The sequence below is a fragment of the Myxococcus sp. XM-1-1-1 genome (assembly GCF_020037095.1).
GTDB classification, from domain to species: Bacteria; Myxococcota; Myxococcia; order Myxococcales; family Myxococcaceae; genus Myxococcus; species Myxococcus fulvus.
Genome location: NZ_JAIQDH010000002.1, coordinates 744,228 through 761,451 on the forward strand (window position 1 = coordinate 744,228; position 17,224 = coordinate 761,451).

The 17,224-nt window shown below is 70.4% G+C and carries 18 protein-coding genes and 1 pseudogene; 7 read left to right on the forward strand and 12 right to left on the reverse strand.

Annotated elements, in window-relative coordinates; genetic code table 11:
- Window positions 1-69: 69 nt before the first annotated feature.
- Together K8640_RS07085 and K8640_RS07090 are read right to left on the reverse strand one after the other, a co-directional pair.
- The gene (locus K8640_RS07085) at window positions 70-819 is read right to left on the reverse strand and encodes a double-CXXCG motif protein (protein WP_223746368.1); all 750 of its coding nucleotides are present in this window, start codon (window positions 817-819) and stop codon (window positions 70-72) included.
- Complete coding sequence (locus tag K8640_RS07090; protein ID WP_223746369.1) at window positions 820-1,524, reverse strand: TIGR02269 family lipoprotein; 705 nt, start codon at window positions 1,522-1,524, stop codon at window positions 820-822.
- A 224-nt stretch (window positions 1,525-1,748) separates the two neighbouring features.
- On the opposite strand from K8640_RS07090, the pseudogene K8640_RS42470 reads away from it, so the two are divergent.
- Both K8640_RS42470 and K8640_RS42475 read left to right on the forward strand, forming a co-directional pair.
- A pseudogene (locus tag K8640_RS42470) lies at window positions 1,749-1,913 on the forward strand (transposase); the annotation flags it as partial.
- The gene (locus K8640_RS42475; RefSeq protein WP_370640322.1) at window positions 1,891-2,319 is read left to right on the forward strand and encodes a transposase; all 429 of its coding nucleotides are present in this window, start codon (window positions 1,891-1,893) and stop codon (window positions 2,317-2,319) included. The pseudogene K8640_RS42470 and the gene K8640_RS42475, both read left to right, overlap by 23 nt.
- A 101-nt stretch (window positions 2,320-2,420) precedes the next feature.
- Here K8640_RS42475 and K8640_RS07100 read toward each other — a convergent pair whose 3' ends face one another.
- Window positions 2,421-3,143: a double-CXXCG motif protein gene (locus K8640_RS07100; protein WP_223746370.1), complete on the reverse strand. Its 723-nt coding sequence runs from the start codon at window positions 3,141-3,143 to the stop codon at window positions 2,421-2,423.
- A 29-nt stretch (window positions 3,144-3,172) separates the two neighbouring features.
- Entirely contained in the window at window positions 3,173-3,751 is a 579-nt protein-coding gene (locus K8640_RS07105; RefSeq protein ID WP_223746371.1) for a hypothetical protein, read from the reverse strand.
- A 186-nt stretch (window positions 3,752-3,937) separates the two neighbouring features.
- On the opposite strand from K8640_RS07105, the gene K8640_RS07110 reads away from it, so the two are divergent.
- The 3 genes from K8640_RS07110 to K8640_RS07120 all read left to right on the forward strand — a co-directional run bounded on the left by K8640_RS07110 (window position 3,938) and on the right by K8640_RS07120 (window position 7,248).
- Window positions 3,938-4,900 (forward strand): hypothetical protein, encoded by a 963-nt coding sequence (locus K8640_RS07110; RefSeq protein WP_223746372.1) that lies wholly within the window; start codon window positions 3,938-3,940, stop codon window positions 4,898-4,900.
- Between the two features lie 36 nt (window positions 4,901-4,936).
- A complete protein-coding gene (locus K8640_RS07115) occupies window positions 4,937-5,938 on the forward strand; it encodes an NAD(P)H-dependent glycerol-3-phosphate dehydrogenase (RefSeq protein ID WP_223746373.1) in 1,002 nt (333 codons plus the stop codon).
- A gap of 71 nt (window positions 5,939-6,009) precedes the next feature.
- On the forward strand, window positions 6,010-7,248 hold the full coding sequence (locus K8640_RS07120; protein ID WP_223746374.1) for an MFS transporter: 1,239 nt from the start codon (window positions 6,010-6,012) through the stop codon (window positions 7,246-7,248).
- 4 nt (window positions 7,249-7,252) lie between these two features.
- On the opposite strand, the gene K8640_RS07125 is transcribed toward K8640_RS07120, so the two are convergent.
- From K8640_RS07125 to K8640_RS07160, 8 genes are all read right to left on the reverse strand, one after another.
- Window positions 7,253-8,314, reverse strand: a complete 1,062-nt coding sequence (locus K8640_RS07125; RefSeq protein ID WP_141325651.1) for a M20/M25/M40 family metallo-hydrolase — start codon at window positions 8,312-8,314, stop codon at window positions 7,253-7,255.
- Window positions 8,301-9,158: a [LysW]-aminoadipate kinase gene (locus tag K8640_RS07130; RefSeq protein WP_223746375.1), complete on the reverse strand. Its 858-nt coding sequence runs from the start codon at window positions 9,156-9,158 to the stop codon at window positions 8,301-8,303. Before K8640_RS07130 ends, K8640_RS07125 begins: the two co-directional genes overlap by 14 nt.
- On the reverse strand, window positions 9,155-9,937 hold the full coding sequence (locus tag K8640_RS07135) for an SDR family oxidoreductase (protein ID WP_223746376.1): 783 nt from the start codon (window positions 9,935-9,937) through the stop codon (window positions 9,155-9,157). The genes K8640_RS07130 and K8640_RS07135 overlap by 4 nt, the downstream gene beginning before the upstream one ends.
- Window positions 9,938-10,165: 228 nt before the next feature.
- Window positions 10,166-11,164 carry a sulfotransferase gene (locus tag K8640_RS07140; RefSeq protein ID WP_223746377.1) on the reverse strand — a complete coding sequence of 333 codons (999 nt, stop codon included), beginning with the start codon at window positions 11,162-11,164 and terminating at the stop codon, window positions 10,166-10,168.
- Between the two features lie 45 nt (window positions 11,165-11,209).
- Complete coding sequence (gene argC, locus K8640_RS07145) at window positions 11,210-12,253, reverse strand: N-acetyl-gamma-glutamyl-phosphate reductase (protein ID WP_223746378.1); 1,044 nt, start codon at window positions 12,251-12,253, stop codon at window positions 11,210-11,212.
- Window positions 12,250-13,101: a RimK family alpha-L-glutamate ligase gene (locus K8640_RS07150; protein WP_223746379.1), complete on the reverse strand. Its 852-nt coding sequence runs from the start codon at window positions 13,099-13,101 to the stop codon at window positions 12,250-12,252. The genes argC and K8640_RS07150 overlap by 4 nt, the downstream gene beginning before the upstream one ends.
- Window positions 13,098-14,132: a transketolase family protein gene (locus K8640_RS07155; protein ID WP_223746380.1), complete on the reverse strand. Its 1,035-nt coding sequence runs from the start codon at window positions 14,130-14,132 to the stop codon at window positions 13,098-13,100. Before K8640_RS07155 ends, K8640_RS07150 begins: the two co-directional genes overlap by 4 nt.
- The gene (locus K8640_RS07160) at window positions 14,129-14,938 is read right to left on the reverse strand and encodes a 1-deoxy-D-xylulose-5-phosphate synthase N-terminal domain-containing protein (RefSeq protein ID WP_223746381.1); all 810 of its coding nucleotides are present in this window, start codon (window positions 14,936-14,938) and stop codon (window positions 14,129-14,131) included. The genes K8640_RS07155 and K8640_RS07160 overlap by 4 nt, the downstream gene beginning before the upstream one ends.
- 221 nt (window positions 14,939-15,159) lie before the next feature.
- Between K8640_RS07160 and K8640_RS07165 the strand changes: the two genes are divergently transcribed.
- Together K8640_RS07165 and K8640_RS07170 are read left to right on the forward strand one after the other, a co-directional pair.
- A complete protein-coding gene (locus K8640_RS07165) occupies window positions 15,160-16,842 on the forward strand; it encodes an AMP-binding protein (protein ID WP_223746382.1) in 1,683 nt (560 codons plus the stop codon).
- A gap of 22 nt (window positions 16,843-16,864) precedes the next feature.
- On the forward strand, window positions 16,865-17,131 hold the full coding sequence (locus K8640_RS07170; protein WP_223746383.1) for a phosphopantetheine-binding protein: 267 nt from the start codon (window positions 16,865-16,867) through the stop codon (window positions 17,129-17,131).
- Window positions 17,132-17,224 lie beyond the last annotated feature (93 nt).

The following is a 17,224-nucleotide window of genomic DNA, read 5'->3' on the forward strand; positions in this document are numbered from 1 at the left end:
GGCCTCGGCGGCGCCCGGAGGCTGACGAGCCCGGGATAGCGGCAGCCGACGAGGCCGCGGACCACCAGCTCACGGCGAAACGTCAACACCGGCTCGCCGGGCCGACGTCCTCGTCGGTCGGTCGCTGGTGACGTCCACCGCGAGAATCTCCGACTCCTCCAACTCGCGGCCCAGCCGCTCGAGGACGCGCTCGCTTACGACCACGACGGTCCGGAAGACTCTCGAAAAATCGACCGTTGGCACATTGTCCAGGCGCATCTCGTCGAACGGGGGCAGCGGCATCTCGGAGTCTCCGCGGCCGCACGTCCTGCAGGGCTCGCCGGCATCGACTCCCCGAATGCTCCCGCCAGGCTGAACCTCAAGTTCCAGCAGCTCTGCCACTCCCGGACGTGCCTTGAAGCGTGTCGGGACAGGGATGGCGCCGGTGAGCCCCGTGAGTCGCGCCGCCAATGCCGGCTGGATGAGGAGTAGCCACGGCATGTGGATGACCACCGGGGGGAACTTCCCCTTGGCCTTCCCCGTCAACGCGCCAAACCCAGTGCCCGGCTCAACGACGGCTCCGCGGGGCACCAGCGGCAACACCCGCTCCCTCAGCTTTACGAACTGCTCCCAGGGCACGCACTGCGCTCGTTCCAATTCGCGCCTCTCCGTCAGTGAGGAGAGGTCCACGGTCGGATAGTCGTAGCCGACACCAGCCCAAGTCTCCCGACAGGTTGGGCACTTCACTCCGGGCAATCCCCACTGCCGGTCGAGGTGGAAGCTCCCGCTCCATTTAGACCGCTCCACATCGCGTCGTTCCCTCAGCGCGTAGTAGCGCATTCACTCTCCCGCGGCAGCGGTCATCGCCAGCTTCTGCCAGTACGTCATTGGAACACCGATGAGCCCATAGCGCTCGACCATCACTCCGCCATGCCGGAAGTGCGCCGCTTGAGACGGTGGTGTTCGCTGACTCTCAATCCACATGCGCCAATCTCGATTCCATGGTCCGCCATCATTTCCGGCGTGAACCCTCCGATGCTCAGCAACGTCGACGAGCAGAGTGTACTTGTGGATGTCGATGCCGTTCCTCCGGAAGTACGCCTCGAAGGCGCGCGGAAAGATATGGTGTCGCTCCTTCTCACGGCGCTTCCACTCCGAGATTGCCTTCCGTGCAGCCTTGACGCTCGGCAGCTCCTCCTTTCGGTACCACGGGATGATGAAAACAGCCTCGCGGCCTGGAAGGGGAACCGCACCACCCCAGTACCGTTGGATACGTGCTGTCGCGGCGTCTGCGCTCCGGGCAGGTGCAACTCGAAGGGCATACGGCGGCGAGGCGAGATCCTCGCAGCGGAAGAGGCCGCACTCGTCCTCGCTGCACGACGGGGCATAGCAGCCCTCCTCGGACGCCCCTGCTGACGCGGCGCAGGACTCCGAGGAGTCTTCAACGTTGGCCGTGCGCAAGTCGTCGGTTCCAACATGTGCCGGCGCACCTGCGCAGCCAGCGGAGAACAGCAGCAGCAAAACCCACCACCTGAGCGTCTTCATGAGGTCCCCGGCCACGCTGAATCGCTGGATGCAGTCGTGTTGTGAGTGCATGTTTTTACGGATTTGCAGTCAGTGCTAGTGTTGCCCGGTCACATGAATCCAGGTGGCGGTCATGATCTTCGGTCGGGAAGACACCCGCACATCTGTGCAAGCTGGATGAAGCGCTGAGCGCCTACCTCGATGAGATGGTGGTCGGCATGGGACGGCTGGAGCGCCGCCGGGCCATGGAGGCGTATTTGACGGGCCTGCTGCTGGACGGGGAACGCAAGAGCGTCGAGCCGATGGCGTCCCGACTGGTTGAGGACACCCGCGAGGTGGAGGTGATGCGCCAGCGGCTGCAGCAGTGCGTCTCGCAGGGGACGTGGAGTGACGAAGCGCTGCGAGAGCGGCTGGCGAGGACACTGGAAACCGAGGTGCCGGAATTGGAGACCCTGGTGGTGGACGACACGGGGTTTCCGAAGAAGGGGCAGCACTCGGTGGGGTGGCCGGCAGTCCTCGGGCACGTTGGGGCGCACGGACAACTGCCAGGTGGCCGTCAGCCTGCATCTGGCAGGGCGGCGAGGCAGCGGATGCATCGGCATGCGGCTGTACCTGCCCGAGGACCGGGTCACGGACACAGTGCGGCGCAAGGCGGTAGGTGTGCCCGAGACGGTGGGAGCAGCGCGTAAATGGGAGCTGGCGCTAGGCCCTCCAGGAACTGCGCCGCACCTACCCGTGAAGAAGGGGGCGAGTAGGGGCGCCCTCGGACGCGCTTCGTCACCGACGGCAGCGCGCTGTCGCTCAAGGGCTGGCTGATGCAGGGCAGGGCGTCCAACAAGCACGGCACCACCGTGGACCTCACGGAGTCGGAGGTCGACGACCTGGTGGAGTACCTGCGTACGCTGTGAGGCGTGCGCTCAGCGGATGGGAAGCTCGCGGAACGTGATGCCGTCCAGTTGCAGGCGGCTCACGGTGTCCACGAGGCGCTCGGTGCCGATGAGCATGGTGGCGAAGTTGCCCAGCCTGAACAGGTCCAGCTCCGTGGGGAGTGAGGCCGCATCCAGGATGGGGGCCTCGGGCCACCGGAGGTTGAGGCGACCACACGTTGCGCAGGGCGGTGGATGGTCGGGCGGCATGCAGTCGAGGTGCAGTCGCCCTAGGGGGTTGAGCTGAATCTCCAGCAGCTCTGGTGGGTTCTTCTGCCGGAAGCGCAGCTCGGTGCGGCAGCCTCGGGGACCGCGGATGCCCTCGGCTTGAAGTCGCTCCAGCGCATCGGGCTGCATCAGCAGCCGGATTCCTCCGAGCCAGTCGATGGGGCCGAACCTGCCCGAGGCGCGTCCCACCAGGGGCCCAAAGGTCGTTCCTGGTGGAAGGGGCGTTCCGGGTGGGACGAAGGGGCGGGCCAACTCCCGCAGGCGCACGAACTCCGTGAAGGGCTCGGGTCTTGGTCGCTCGAACTCAGCGTGCTCGGTGATCCCCGAGAGGTCGACCTCGGGATGGTCATGACCCACGCTGCTCCAGGTCGCGCCACAGGCGTGGCAGCGGACACCGGGCAGTCGCCACTTGTGCATTCCATCGAGTTCGCCGCCGTGCCTCGCCGTGGCTGCTTTGTCCTCGTCCAACAAGAAGTAGCGGCTCATTCGTGGCGAGGCTCCCGGCCGGGATCGGCTCACGGCGTCCCGGAGTCCACCTCGGGCTCCGGCGGCGTCGGCACGCGGAAGGAGTCCGGACGCGTGGCGCCGAGCGCGAGGCGCGCGACATCCAGCGCCTGCTCCGGCGAACCCCCGAGCCACGTGACGATGAGCGCGCACGGCGTGTCGTCGTCCCACGCCATCACCTGCAACATCCCCTGCGCCGGAGCCCTGCGCGCCGCCGCCTTGCCGAGCGCCGGAATCTCCTCGCCGCCCAGGTTCAACGTCGGCTGCAACAAGGCCTGCGTGTCCGCTTGTGAATAGTGCGGCTTGCAGTCCCACGTCACCGACACCGTGACGTCCTTCTCCGACGCCGAGCGGAACGTGCACAGCGGACCGCACGTGGGACACGCCCGGTCCTCCTTCATCGTGAAGCCCGGCAGCATCGACTCACGCACGTCCGAGGGCAGCAGCACCTCGCACGCGGGCAGCATCGCGTTGACCTGTGCCACCCGCGCCGCCACTCCCGCATCCGCGTCCGCCTCCGTCGCGCGCGAGCGACACGCCAACCCCATGGCCAGTGTCACCCACAACGCCACGCGCCCTCCTGCCCTCATCCCTTGGCTCTCCTCGGTCGCCCACCACCCGGCGCGCCGCGGATGGTAGACCGGTGCGGCGCTGGCGAGGACACGTTTCCCACCGCCCCCTGCCTACCAGCCGACGGGGCACACCCAGGGTCGCGCTCCGTCCCGCACCCGGCTCGTGTCCCTCCCGCGCCGTGGACTAAGCTCGCGGCCGTCTCCATGCCCTCCGTCCGCTTGCTCCTGGTGCCGCTCGCCCTCACGCTCGGGCATGCCACCGCCTGGGCCCAGGCCCCCGTGGTCCGCACCCCGCCGCCCGAGAAGCGACCGTGGGACCCCTCGGCCCCACAGCCCGCCGAGCAGGTGCCCGCGCCCTCCCGGAACGACTCCCCGGACGACACCTCCTGGACCGGCTTTCCCGGAGCCGCCACCGCGCCCACCGGACCGGAAGCCGCGACGCTGCCCCGTCTGCCCGAAGTCCCACCCCTCGTCCCCGTGCCGGACGACGAGGAGCCCGTCCCCGTCGCGCCCTCGACACCGCGCATCCCCGAGCCCCCACCCGGCCCGCCTCCCGTCCCCAACCGCGTCAGCCTCCTGGGCGCGCGCTCCGTGGGCCCGGGCGGCGTGGCCGTGGGCCTGTCGCTCGGCTTCCCCGTCGCCTCCGTCCGCGCGGCCTTGGGCGTGCTGCCCCGCGTCGATGTGCTCGCGGGCTTCGACACCCTCTATGGGATGATGAACGAGCCGCGCCTGGGCCTGCGCTGGACGGCGCTGGACGGCGGCCCGCGCTGGAGCCTGGGCCTGGTGATGGAGGGCAGCCACGCGTTCTTCCTGCGCTCGGCCAGCCTGGAGGACCGGGGCGCGCGCTACCTGAGCGGACGCCGCAACTGGAACCTCATGCCCGGCCTCGTCGGCACCTTCCAGCTGCGCGGCCCACGCGCCACGCGCTTCTTCGCCGACGTGCGTTATCACGTGGCCCTGGACACCGAGCCCATCCAGCGCACGCCCCTGGGCGGACTGCCGCCCGACCTGGTGTCCTCCGGCTCCGTGCCCGTGCGCCTGGGCGCCGAAGTGCCGCTGAGCGAGAAAACGTCCTACTCTGTCTCCCTGGGCGGTGACTTCCGCAGCCGCCCCGAGGACGCGACCTTCATGCCGGTCGTCTCCATCGGCATCGTCACCGGCCTCTAGCGCCGGTGTCCTCCACCCCCTCGAAGCGAGGTCTTCATGCGTGGCAGTGTCATCGGCTCGGGTTCCTTCGGTACCGCCCTGGCGAACGTGCTGGCGGCGAACTGCGAGGACGTCCGCCTCTGGGGCCGTGAGCCGACGGTGGTGGACGCCATCAACACGCGGCACGAGAACCCCACCTACCTGCCCGGCATCCCCATCTCCGAGCGCGTGCGCGCCACGCTGGACCTGCAGGAGGCGCTCGACGGCTCGGAGCTGGTGGTGCTCGCCACGCCCAGCCACGCCACGCGCCAGGTGCTCGCGCGCGCCAAGGACTTCCTGCCGCGCAACGTGCCCATCATCACCGTGTCCAAGGGCATCGAGAACGAGACGCTCCTGACGATGACGGAGCTGCTCGAGGACTGTCTGCCCGAGGAGTTCCACCCGTACATCGCCGTGCTCTCCGGCCCCAGCTTCGCCAAGGAGCTGGCGCGGCGCATGCCCACGGTGGTGACCATCGCGTCGCACTGGGACAAGGTGGCGGTGCGCTGCCAGAAGGCGCTGCAGACGGAGACCTTCCGCAGCTACACGTCCACGGACGTGGTGGGCGTGCAGTACGGCGGCGCGCTGAAGAACGTCATCGCCATCGCCGCGGGCATGGCGGACGGCCTGGGCATGGGCCACAACGCGCGCGCGGCCATCATCACGCGCGGCCTGGCCGAAATCACCCGGCTGGCGGTGCGCAAGGGCGCCAACCCCCTGACGCTGTCGGGCCTGTCCGGCATGGGCGACCTGGTGCTCACGTGCACCGGTGAGCTCAGCCGCAACCGGCACGTGGGCATGGAGCTGGGCAAGGGCAAGAAGCTGGCGGACATCCTCGGGCAGATGAAGGAGGTCGCCGAGGGCGTGAAGACGGCGCGCAGCGCCCGGGACTTGTCGCTCAAGACGGGCGTGGAGCTGCCCATCTGCCAGCAGGTCTACCTGATTGCCTACGAGGACAAGAACGCCAAGATGGCGGTGGTGGACCTGATGACGCGGCAGCCCAAGTCCGAGCTCGTCTGACACGGGTTGGGATGTGGGCCCCGCGCGCTGTTCCGGCGCGCGTCGGGGTGCTGTTAGAAACCGGGCTCAGCGTGTCCCTCTCGAGCCTGGCGAACCTGCCGTCCTTCCGTGCCTTCCGTCACCGGGAGTTCCTCGCGGTGTGGTCGGGGGCGCTCGTCTCCAACGTGGGCACGTGGATGGAGGTGCTCGCGCTGGGCGTCTTCGTCACGAAGGTCACGGGGCGCGCGGAGTGGACGGGCGGTGTGGCGGCGCTGACGTACCTGCCCTCGCTCATCCTGTCGCCGTTGGGCGGCGCGCTGGCGGACCGGTTCGACCGGCGCAAGTACGTCGCGGTGTGCGCGGCGTCGCAGGCGCTGCTCGCGGGGGTGCTGGCGACGCTGGCCTTCACCGGGAGCCTCACCGTGCAGGCGGTGGCGGGCATCTGCTTCCTCAATGGCTGCGTGCACGTGCTGTCGGGGCCGGCGTACACGGCGCTGGTGGCGGGGCTGGTGGCGAAGGAGGACCTGCACAGCGCGATGACGCTGATGTCGGCGCAGTTCAACCTGGGGCGCATCGTCGGGCCGGTGCTCGCGGCGGGGTTGCTCGCGGCGGGCAACGTGGCGTGGGTGATGGTGGCGAACACGCTGTCGTTCTTCGCGGTGTTGTTCGCGGTGGCGCAGGTGCGCGCGGAGCCCAGGGCCTCGCTGCCCGCATCCTCCCGGGGGCTGTGGGGCGACATCCTCGAGGGCGCGCGGCTGGCGCGCGGCGACTCGGGCATCCGCCTGTCGATGGTGGCGCTGTTCCTGCTCGCGCTGTTCATCTCGCCCTTCATCGCGTTGGTGCCGGTGTTCGCGCTCCAGGTGTTCGGCGCGGATGCATCCGCCGCGTCGGTGCTCATCGCGGTGCAGGGTGTGGGCGCGCTCGTCGCGTCGGGCCTGGTGGGCGGCCTCGCGGTGCGCTGGGGCAAGGACCGGGTGGTGGACCTGTCGATGATGTTGATGGGGCCGGTGACGATGGCGTACTGGCTGTCGCCCACGCTGCCCGTGGCGATGGGGAGCATGTTCGTGCTGGGCGCGGTGTACCTGGTGGTGATGACGGGGCTGAGCACGCGCAACCAGGAGCGCGCGCCGCGCGAGCTGCAGGGCCGGGTGAGCAGCCTCGCGATGATGCTCGTCAACGTGGGCTACTCGGTGGGCGTCTGGGCGCAGGGTGCGCTCGCGGACCGGGTGAGCGTGCGTGGCGTCACGGCGACGGCGGCGGCGCTGTTCTTCCTGTCGATGGTGGGGCTGCGCTGGCAGCGCCCGCGTACGGCGGACGTCGCGAGCACCTGACGTCTCAGCCCTTGTTCGGCAGGAGCGCGAGCACGCGGGCCAGCACGGCGACGCCCTCTTCGTACTCGCCCAGCTCGATGTGCTCGTCGGGCGTGTGGTCCAGCGCCGAGTCACCGGGGCCATAGGCGACGGTGGGCACGGCCCAGGTGTCCGCCACGGTGTTCCAGTCCGAGGTGCCCGTCTTCACGCGAAGGGTGGGGCGCGCGCCGCGCTCGCGGATGGACTGCTTGAAGGCGCGGGTGAGCGCGTCGTTGCCCTCGGCGGACACGGCGCCCTTGCGGGACACCGTCTTCACCGAGACGTCGGGCACGCGGGTGAGACACGCGAGCAGGGCGTCCACGTCGCTGGTGGGGCCGGTGCGGATGTTGATGTTCGCGGTGGCCCACTCGGTGTCGTGGTCGGTGCCCGTGTGGAAGGACAGGAGCGAGGGCAGGTCCTGCTCGAAGAGGGTGCAGCCGGGGTTGCGCTCGTCGCAGCGGCGGCGCAGGGCGTTCCAGGCGTCGACGAGGTGCTCGGCGGGGGCGCGATAGTTGCGGCTCGCGGTGTGCTTGCGCGCGGCGCGGTACTCCAGCTCCAGCCGGACGAGGCCCTTGTAGCCCAGGGTGATGGCGTGAGCGCCGCTGGGCTCGCCGTTGACGACGAAGTCCGGGCGGTGGTGCTCGCGAGCGTGGAGCGCTCCCCGGGTGATGGCGACCTCCTCTTCCACACAGCCCAGCAGCAGGAAGCGCTTGCCGGCGCGCTCGGAGTCATCGAGCAGCTCCGCGGCCTCGATGAACGCGGCCAGCGCGCCCTTGGCGTCCACCGCGCCTCGGCCGAACAGGCGCGTGCCTTCGAGGCGCACGGGGATGTCGCCGGGCACGGTGTCGATGTGGCCCAGCAGCGCGACGCAGGTGTCGCCGTCGCCGAGGCTGGCCACGGTGTTGCCCATCTCGTCGACATGGGCGCGCCAGCCGCGACGCTCCAGCCGGTCCGCGAGCGCGCGGGAGAAATCGCGCTCCTGGTGACTGGGGCTGTAGTGCTCCAGCATCCACCGCAGCAATTCCGAGCTCGCCTCACGCACCCGCATCAGCCACCTTCACACCCGAAGAAGTGAGCTTCGTACCCGCCTCGCCCGCCAGCGCGGACAGCACGGGGCGGGGCGCCGCCGAGGCCGTGACGTGCGCGGACCGCACGCCTCCCGCGAGCGCGCGCCGAGCCGCCTCCAGCTTGTAGCGCATGCGTCCCCGCGCGAAGCCCATGACCCGCTCGACCTCATCGCTCTCGCGGATGAGCGAGCTTGGGTCCGTGGGGTCCTCGAGCAGCCCCGCCACGTTCGACAACATCACCAGCGCGCGAGCCCCCAGCGCGGCGGCGATGGCGGCGGCCACCTGGTCCGCGTCCACGTTCACCAACGTCCCGTCCTCCGTCACCGCCGGAGGACACACGACCGGAGTCTGGCCCGCGTCCATCAACACGCCGAGCAGCCGCGTGTTCACCTCGGTCATCTCCCCGGCCAGGTGCGTGCGGTCGATGCGCGTGCGAGTCCCGTCCTGAATCTTCAAGGGCGGCCTGCGCCGGGCCACGAGCACCCGCCCGTCCGCGCCGCACATCCCCATCGCGGGGACACCGCGCGACAGCAGCGCGAGCACCGCGCGCTTGTTGACGTCCCCCACCCACGCCATCGTCAGCACGCGCAGCGTGGCCTCGTTCGTCAGCCGCACCACGTTGCCCGAGGCCGTCAGCGCCTCGGTGCGCTCCATGCCCAGCGAGGCCAGCAGCGAGTCGCCCGCCTCCGAGCCCCCGTTCACCACGACGACCCGCTCGCCACGCTGACGCAGCTCCGCCACGTCGGCGCAGACGTTCTCCAGGTCCACGCCCGCGGCGCCGCCAATCTTCACCACCAGGGGCGCCGGCTGGGACACGGTGCTCATCCGATGACGCTCGCGCCGCCGTCGATGAGCTGCACGGTGCCGGTGATGAACGACGCGCGCTCACTGGCGAGGAACGCGGCCGCCGCGGCGAACTCCTCCGGCTCACCCACCCGCCGGAGCGGGATGTGCGCGGCCATGGCCCGAAGCCCCGCCTCGACATCGCCCGACGTATTGCTCCCCGCCGTGCGCTCCACGGGAGGCGTGCGCGTATAGCCCGGCGCGAGCACGTTGACGGTGACACCGCAGTCGCCCAGCTCCTGCACCAGCGCGGAAGCAAACCCCACGATGCCCAGGCGCGCCGTTCCGGACAGGGCGAAGCGCGCCACCGGCCGCACGACCGTCTCCGAGGTGATGAGCAAGAGCCGTCCCCACTTCGCGGCCTTCATGTACGGCAGCGAGGCCAGGGCCAGGTTGATGGCCGGCAACATCACCGTGTCGATGGCCTCCTGGTACGCGCTGATGTCGAACTTCGTCGCAGGCCCCGGCGGAGGCCCGGCGCTGTTCGTCACCACGATGTGGGGGCCGCCCAGCTTGCTGGCCACGTCCTCCACCCACGCCTTCGCGGCGCCGTGCTCCTTCAGGTCCACACGCGTGGCCAGGACCTTCCCGCCGCGCGACATCAAGCGCAGGTGCGCCTCGGCGCGAGCCAGCCGCTCAGCGTCGCGCGCGCCGATGGCGACATGCGCGCCTTCCTTCACCAGCTCCTCGGCCACGGCCAGCCCCAGTCCGCTGGAGCCACCGGCGATGAGTGCGACCTTATGGGTGAGTCCCAGTTCCAAGGTTCTTCCTCCGAATGTCCGACACGGGCCTGACGGGACCTGCTCCAGCGCAGGGGTTCATCGCCAGCCCCAGTCCACTGATGCTTCCGGCAATGCGTGCGACCTCATGGATGAGTCCCGGTTCCACGGTTCTCCCTCAAGTGTCCGACATGTCCTGGTGGGGCCTGCACCATCGCGGGGCTCCTCGCCAGCCCCGGTCCCCGGGCTCCACCGTCGATGAGCGCGGCCTTATGAATGAGTCCCGGTCCCCAGGTTCCCACTCCGAGCGTTCGACACATTCTTCGCGGGCTCCGCTCCGGAGCCGACGTCCACGGGGGCTGGCGTTCCCCGGTACTGGTAGCGCCCCGTCAGCGGCCACGCGAGCGTGGACACCAGCGTCTTCACCTTCGCCGGAAGTTCCTTGCGCCACGCATCGTCGCCGGGCCGCAGCAGCGTGGAGCCACTGAGGAACCGGTCCGGGTTGCCGGTGACGGTGTGGTTGCGGCCCAGCACCACCGTGCGCCCCTTCACCGGATTCACAGAGCGGTCGACCTGGATGAGCTCCAGCAGCGAGTCGATGGTGGCCTGAGGCGACGCGATGAAGTCCTCGTAGCGCAGGAACAGCGAGCGCTCCGGGTGACGCCGGGTGACCAGCTCCGAGGCCACGTTGAAACCCAGCCAGTATGCGGTGCTCCGCGCGGCGGACATCGGCACGACGTACTGCTTCGTCTTCGTCCACGAGTGCGCCACCGCGCGAGGGTCCCGCACCAGGTGCAGGTAGTACGGAGTGATTCCGTCCACGTGCGGCAGCAGCGCCGCCTCGGAGGGGAACTTCCCGCTGTCCACGATGATGTGGCTGCCGGTGGCGTCCGCGATGGTGCGGTAGGTCCGGGCGAGCAGCTCCGCGTGCTCGTACAGCGCCGGCGAGGGCGTGCCCTGCCGCAGCACGCGCCACGTGTGCCGCGTGCGCACCGTGTCCAGCTGTCGGCGCACCACCCGCGCGGCGTGGCCCTGCGCAGACTCACCCGGCGCCACGCCCTGCTCCAGCACCTTGGCCCACAGGGCGCACTGCACCAGCGGCGTGCCGCAGCCGCACATCGTGTTGGAGCCGTTCCCGTAGGCGTTCTTCCACAGGAAGCTCAGCTCACCGGTGTGGAAGCACCCCGCCACCTCGTTGAGCACGTTGCCGATGATGGTGCTGCCGCTGCGGCACCAGCCGGTGATGTAGAGGACGGTCAGCGTGCTCATGGGCGGGCACCGAGGGGGAGGTGGCGCATGGGGGAGTCTTTCACGTCAGAGGGGGTGGAGGCCGCGGAAGCCGAGGCCCTCCGTTTCGGGCCTGCCCAGCATCAGGTTCAACGCATGCACGGCCGTACCCGCCGCGCCCTTCACCAGGTTGTCCAGCGCCGCGTTCACCACGATGCGCCCGCGCTCCGCGTCCACGTCCACCGACAAGTCACAGTGGTTCGTGCCCGACAGCGGGCCCGGCTCGGGGAACGGTGACGCGCTCGCGTTGGCGCGCAGCACGTTCACGAACGGATGCTCACGGTACGTCGACGCGAGCGCGCGCAGGGGCTCGTTGGCGTCCTCGAGCGGACGCGCGGCGAAGGCGTGCACGGTGGCGAGGATGCCGCGGACGCTGGGCACCGCCGTCGCGCTGAAGTGCACCGTGGCGCGCGTGCCGGTGAAGCGCTCCGTCGCGGCCTCGATTTCGCCCGTGTGCCGATGTCCCGTGGGCCGATAGCAGCGCAGGGCCGAGGCCCGCTCGGGATGATGCGAGGAGCGGTCCGGCGTCGCTCCGCCGCCCGACGAGCCCGTCTTCGCGTCCACCACCACCATCTCGGGACGCACCAGCCCCGCACGCACCAGGGGCAACAGCCCGAGCAGCGCCGCGTGGGCCATGCACCCGGGCACCGCCACCAGCCGCGCGTCCCTCAGTCGAGCGCCCGCCCACTCCGGCAGGCCATAGACGAACTCGGGCAGCTCCGCGGGCCGGGGCGCGCGGGGATACCAGCGCGCGTGCTCGACGGGGCCGAGCCGGAAGTCCGCGCTCAGGTCGATGATGCGCGCGGCGAGCGGACTCACCTGCGACCAGCGGCGGATGAGCTCGCCGGAGGGCATGCAGGAGACGAGCACGTCGCACGGCTCCAGCGCGTCGTGGGGCGCGAAGCGCAGCGTGCTCGCGCCGCGCAGGTGCGGGTGGGGGAAGTCGAGCCGCTTGCCGGCGTGCTGCTCGGACGTGGCCTGGGCCACCTCCACCGCCGGGTGCGCGAGGAGCAGCCGCAGCACCTCGCCGCCCGCGTAGCCCCCGGCCCCCAGCACCGCGACGCGCGTCATCGCAACGTCTCCCGCACGTAGTCCGCCATCAGCTCCGGCAGGGGGATGCCGGTGAACTCGATGCTCCGCGCGAACTCCACGCAGTGGTTGATTTCGTTCACCATCACCTCGCCTGTCCGCGTCTCCAGCAGGTCCACCGCCACCATCTCCCCGCCCACGGCGCGCGCGGCCTGCTCGGCGAGCCGGGCGTGGGACTCGGGCACCTCGTAGCGCTCCGGCACCGCGCCCCGGGCGGTGTTGGTCACCCAGTGCTCGGAGCGTCGGCGCATCCCGCCCACCGCCTTGCCGATGACGTACACGCGCAAGTCGTAGCCCGGCTTGTCGATGTACTGCTGCACCAGCGCCACGTGGTCCTGCGCGCCGCCCATCTCGAAGCGCATGGACATCATGCCCTCCGCCGCGTGGACGCCGTCCACGCGCGCCACCATGCGCCCCCACGAGCCGAGCACGGGCTTGGTCACCACGGGGAAGCCGCGCTCCTGCATCTGCGCGACGCAGGCCTCCTCCTCGAAGCCCACGAAGGCCCAGGGGATGGGCACCTCGGCCCTGGCGAGCGCGAGCGTGGTGAGCGCCTTGTCCCCGCACGTGGCGATGCACTGCGCGGTGTTGAGCACGCGCGAGCCCTTCACCTCCAGGATGGAGGCCAGGTAGCGAGCCCGCGTGAAGGACATGCTGCGCATCAGCACGGGGCCGCCGTCCTGCCAGCGCTCGCGACTCAGCGGGAGCACCAGCTCCGAGTCCGCGTGCGTCCTCACCCCGAAGCCCCGCGCGCGCAGCGCGTCCGCGAGCATGCGCTCCTCGGTGCGCAGGCGGGTGTAGACCAGGTGGACCTCGTGGCCTTGCATCATCCCCTCCTGGCCGGTGCCAGCGCCGCCAGCCGGGGGCGGGGCAGGGCGCCGAGAATCGTCTCCACCAGCGCGCCCGCCTCCAGGCCGTGGCGCCGCAGCAGCGACTCGTGTGTGCCGGCCGTGGAGTCGTAGCGGTCCTGGATGCCCGCGCGCACCACGCGCCGGCCCAACCCATGACTCGCCACGCTCTCGCACACCGCGCCGCCCAGGCCGCCGAGGATGGAGTGCTCCTCCACCGTGACGAGCAGCCGGGTCCGCTCGGCCGTCTCCAGGAGCGCCTCCTCGTCGAAGGGCTTGAGCGTGTGCAGGTTCACCACGCGCGCACAGACGCCCTGGGTCTCCAGCCTCGCGGCCACGTCCAGCGCCACGCTCACGCCCACCTCGCCGTGCGCGATGATGCCCACGTCGCCGCCCTCGCGCAGGCACATGGCGCGCCCCAGCGCGAACGCGGGCCGGGCCACGTCCAGCCGCGTGACGCGGTTGCGGCCCAGCCGCAGATACACCGGGCCCTCCAGCTCCAGCACCGCCCGCGTCGCCTGAATCGTCTCCAACCCGTCCGCCGGCGACACCACCGTCATGTTCGGCATGGCGCGCAGGATGGCCAGGTCCTCGATGGCGTGGTGCGTGGGGCCGAAGAACGCGCCGGACAGGCCGCCGTAGTCGCACACCAGCTTCACGTTGGCGCGCGCATAGGCCAGCCCCAACCGCACCTGCTCGCACGCGCGCATCGCGCCGAAGGGCGCGAACGTGTGCGCGAAGACGACGTGGCCGGTGGCCGCCATGCCGCTGGCGATGTCCAGCATCGCCGCCTCGCAGATGCCCAGGTTGAGGAAACGCTCCGGGTGGCGCGCGGCGTACGGGTCTCCACCTCCCGCCAGGTCCGCCTCGAGCAGCACCACGCGCTCATCCTGGTCCGCGAGCCGGGCCAGCGCGTGCCGGAACACCAGCCGGTTGGACAGGCCCGGCTGCTCCGCGAGCCAGTCCGAGGGCGCCGTCAGCAGGTCCGCGCCGCTGGAGGTGGAGCTCGTCATGGCGTCACCTCCCCCAGCGACGCGAGCGCCCGCTTGAGCTGCTCCGGGTTGAACGTCGCGTAGTGCGGCCCCTTGCCGCGCAGCATCGGCACCCCCGCGCCCTTCTTCGTGTTCGCCACGATGGCGCGAGGCCCCTCGGCGGGCGCCTCCAGCGCGGAGGCCAGCGCGTCCAGGTCGTGCCCGTCCACCTCCACGGTGCCCAGGCCGAACGCGGAGAGCCGCTGCACCAGCGCGGCCTGGGAGAGGATGCTCTCCGTGGGCCCGTCGTTCTGTCCGCCGTTGCGGTCCACCAGCACCGTGAGCCCGCTCAGCTTGTGCTGCGCCGCGATTTGCAGCGCCTCCCAGTTGGAGCCCTCGCCCATCTCACCGTCTCCACAGATGACGAACACGCGGTTGGCGCGCTGCCGCAGCCGATGCCCCAGCGCCATCCCCACGCCCAGGCCCACGCCGTGTCCCAGGCTCCCCGTGGGGAACTCGACACCCGGCACCGCCGCGCTCACGTGTCCGGTATAGGGACTGCCCTCCGCGTTGTAGCGCTGCACCAGTTCTTCAGCGTCGATGAAGCCGAACTCGGCCAGGGCGGCGTAGAGCCCCGCGGCGGCGTGGCCCTTGGAGAGGATGAGCGAGTCGCGCTCCTCCCAGCGGGGCTCCTGGGGCCGCACGTTCATCACGCGGCCGAGCAGCACCACGAGCAGCTCCACCATGGAGAGCGAGCCTCCCAGGTGGCAGCCCACGGGCGTGGCGGCGAGCCGGAGGATGGTCCGGCGGATGCGACGGGCGCGCTCCTCGAGGGGTACCTGGACCATGGGTGTCATGCCGGTGGAAGCGTGCCCGGTGTCATCATCGCGTGGGACGCACAATCCTGGCTATTCATTCCAAAGTAGGAAACCGAGAGCGGCCCCGTCAATGTGAGTGAGGGTCCTTGGGGTGCAGACATGTGAGCTTTCGCAGTCTTGCTGGTTTTACATGCGAATCGGTATGGTTCGCGCGGTCCGGAAAGTCACGCGGTCCATGGAGGATGTGGACGATGGACGCACGGTTCGGAAGCGGCCCCACGCGGGAGCAGGCGGCGCTGTACCGGAGCAGGGGCTGGTGGCGTGACGAGACGGTGCTGGACGACCTGCGTCGTGCCATCCAGAAGCACCCGGACAAGCCGGCCATCGTCGCGGCGCGCTACTTCGCCAAGGACGTCACGCGCATCAGCTACGCGGAGCTGGGACGGTACGCGGAGCGCTTCGCGGGCGCGCTCGTGTCGCTGGGCGTGGCCCGGGGCGAGCTGGTGGCGGTGCAGCTTCCCAACTGGTGGCAGTTCACCGCGCTGGCGCTGGCGTGCGCGCGCATCGGCGCCGTCATCGCGCCCATCCCTCCCGACTACCGGCGCCGCGAGGTGGAGTTCATCCTCGGCAGGACGGAATCCTCCGTCTACATCGGACCGCTGAGCTGGAGCGGCCACTCGCACCGGGACATGCTGCGCGAGGCCGTGTCGTCGCTGCCGGCGTTGAAGCACCGCGTCTTCCTCGGCGCGCAGGGCGCCACCCAGCCGGGCGAGCTGGACTTCGAGGCTTGCTTCGTCGAGCGGCGCTGGGAGGACGAAGTCGCCCCGGCGACGTTGGACGCCAGGTCCGCGCGCGCCGACGACATCTGCAATGTCCTCTACACCTCCGGGACGACGGGCGAGCCCAAGGGCGTGGTCCACTCGCACAACACCAACTACGGCATCACCCGCGCCATCGCGGACGTCATGGCCCTGGGCGAGGACGACGTGGTGTGCCTGCCCTCGCTGCTCACCGCCTCCAGCGGATTTACCTACCTGTACTTGATGGCGGTGAACCTGGGGGCGACGGCTGTCTACATGGACGTGGGGGACCCGGAGCTCACGCTGCGCTGCATCCAGGAGCACGGCGTCACGTTCATGTATGGGATTCCCACGTATGTGATGAACGTCATCGCGGCGAAGAAGAAGCGCGGCGGTGAAACATCCTCGCTGCGCCGGCTGTCCACCGGCTCCATCCCCGTGCCGCCGCACCTCATCGCCGCGGTCCGCGAGAGTTTTGGCGTGCCACTGCACACGCTGTGGGGGATGACGGAGAACGGCGCGGTGACGATTACGCGGCGCGACGACCCGCCGGACTGGCCGTCCCACAGCGACGGGCGCCCGGTGGAGTGGATGGAGGTGCGAATCGTCCCCGCGCTGGCGGAGGACGGCTCGCCCTATCCGGAAGGGACGGGACGGCTGCTCGTCCGGGGCGCGAGCCAGTGCCTGGGCTACTTCAAGCGGGAGGACCTCTACCGCGCGAGCGTGGACGCGGAGGGTTGGTTCGACACGGGGGACCTCGCGCGGGACGACGGGCGCGGGGGCATCCGCATCGTCGGGCGGCTCAAGGACGTCATCTTCCGCTATGGCCAGAAGGTGCCGGTGGTGGAGGTGGAGTCGGCGCTGTACTCGCATCCGAAGGTGAAGGAGGTGGCCGTCATCGGTCACTCCGACGACCGCATCGGCGGCGAGCGGGTGTGCGCGGTGGTGGTGGCGCGCGACGAGGCGCCGACGCTGGACGAGCTGCGCACGCACTTGAAGGGCCTGGGCATGTCCAACCAGTACTGGCCGGACCGGCTGGAGGTGGTGGAGGAGATGCCCAAGACGCCGTCGGGAAAGATTCGCAAGTACCTGCTGCGCGAGCGGCTCAAGGGCCCCACCGCCAAGGTGGGCTGAGGCGTCACCATGAGGAGCACACGTGAGCACTGACACGAGCACCACGCCGCTTCAGGACAGGCTCGCCGCGTACTGGCGCGAGCTGCTCGGGGCCGAGGTGGTGAGGCCGCAGGACCACTTCCTGGAGGTGGGCGGCAACTCGCTGATGGCGACGATGCTCGCCAACCGCATCGAGGAGGAGCTGGGCGTCCAGCTCTCCATGGTGGACCTGTTCGACACGCTGGAGCACGTCACCGCGGTCTGCGAGGAGCAGCTGCGCGAGCAGGGCCGCACCCTCCCCGCGGCTTGAAGTCCCGCCCGGCTTCGTCCGGGCCCACGCCTCACGCCTCACGCCTTCGCGAAGTGAAGCGACCTGTCCGTGTCGTGGGGCTTCGTGTCTTCG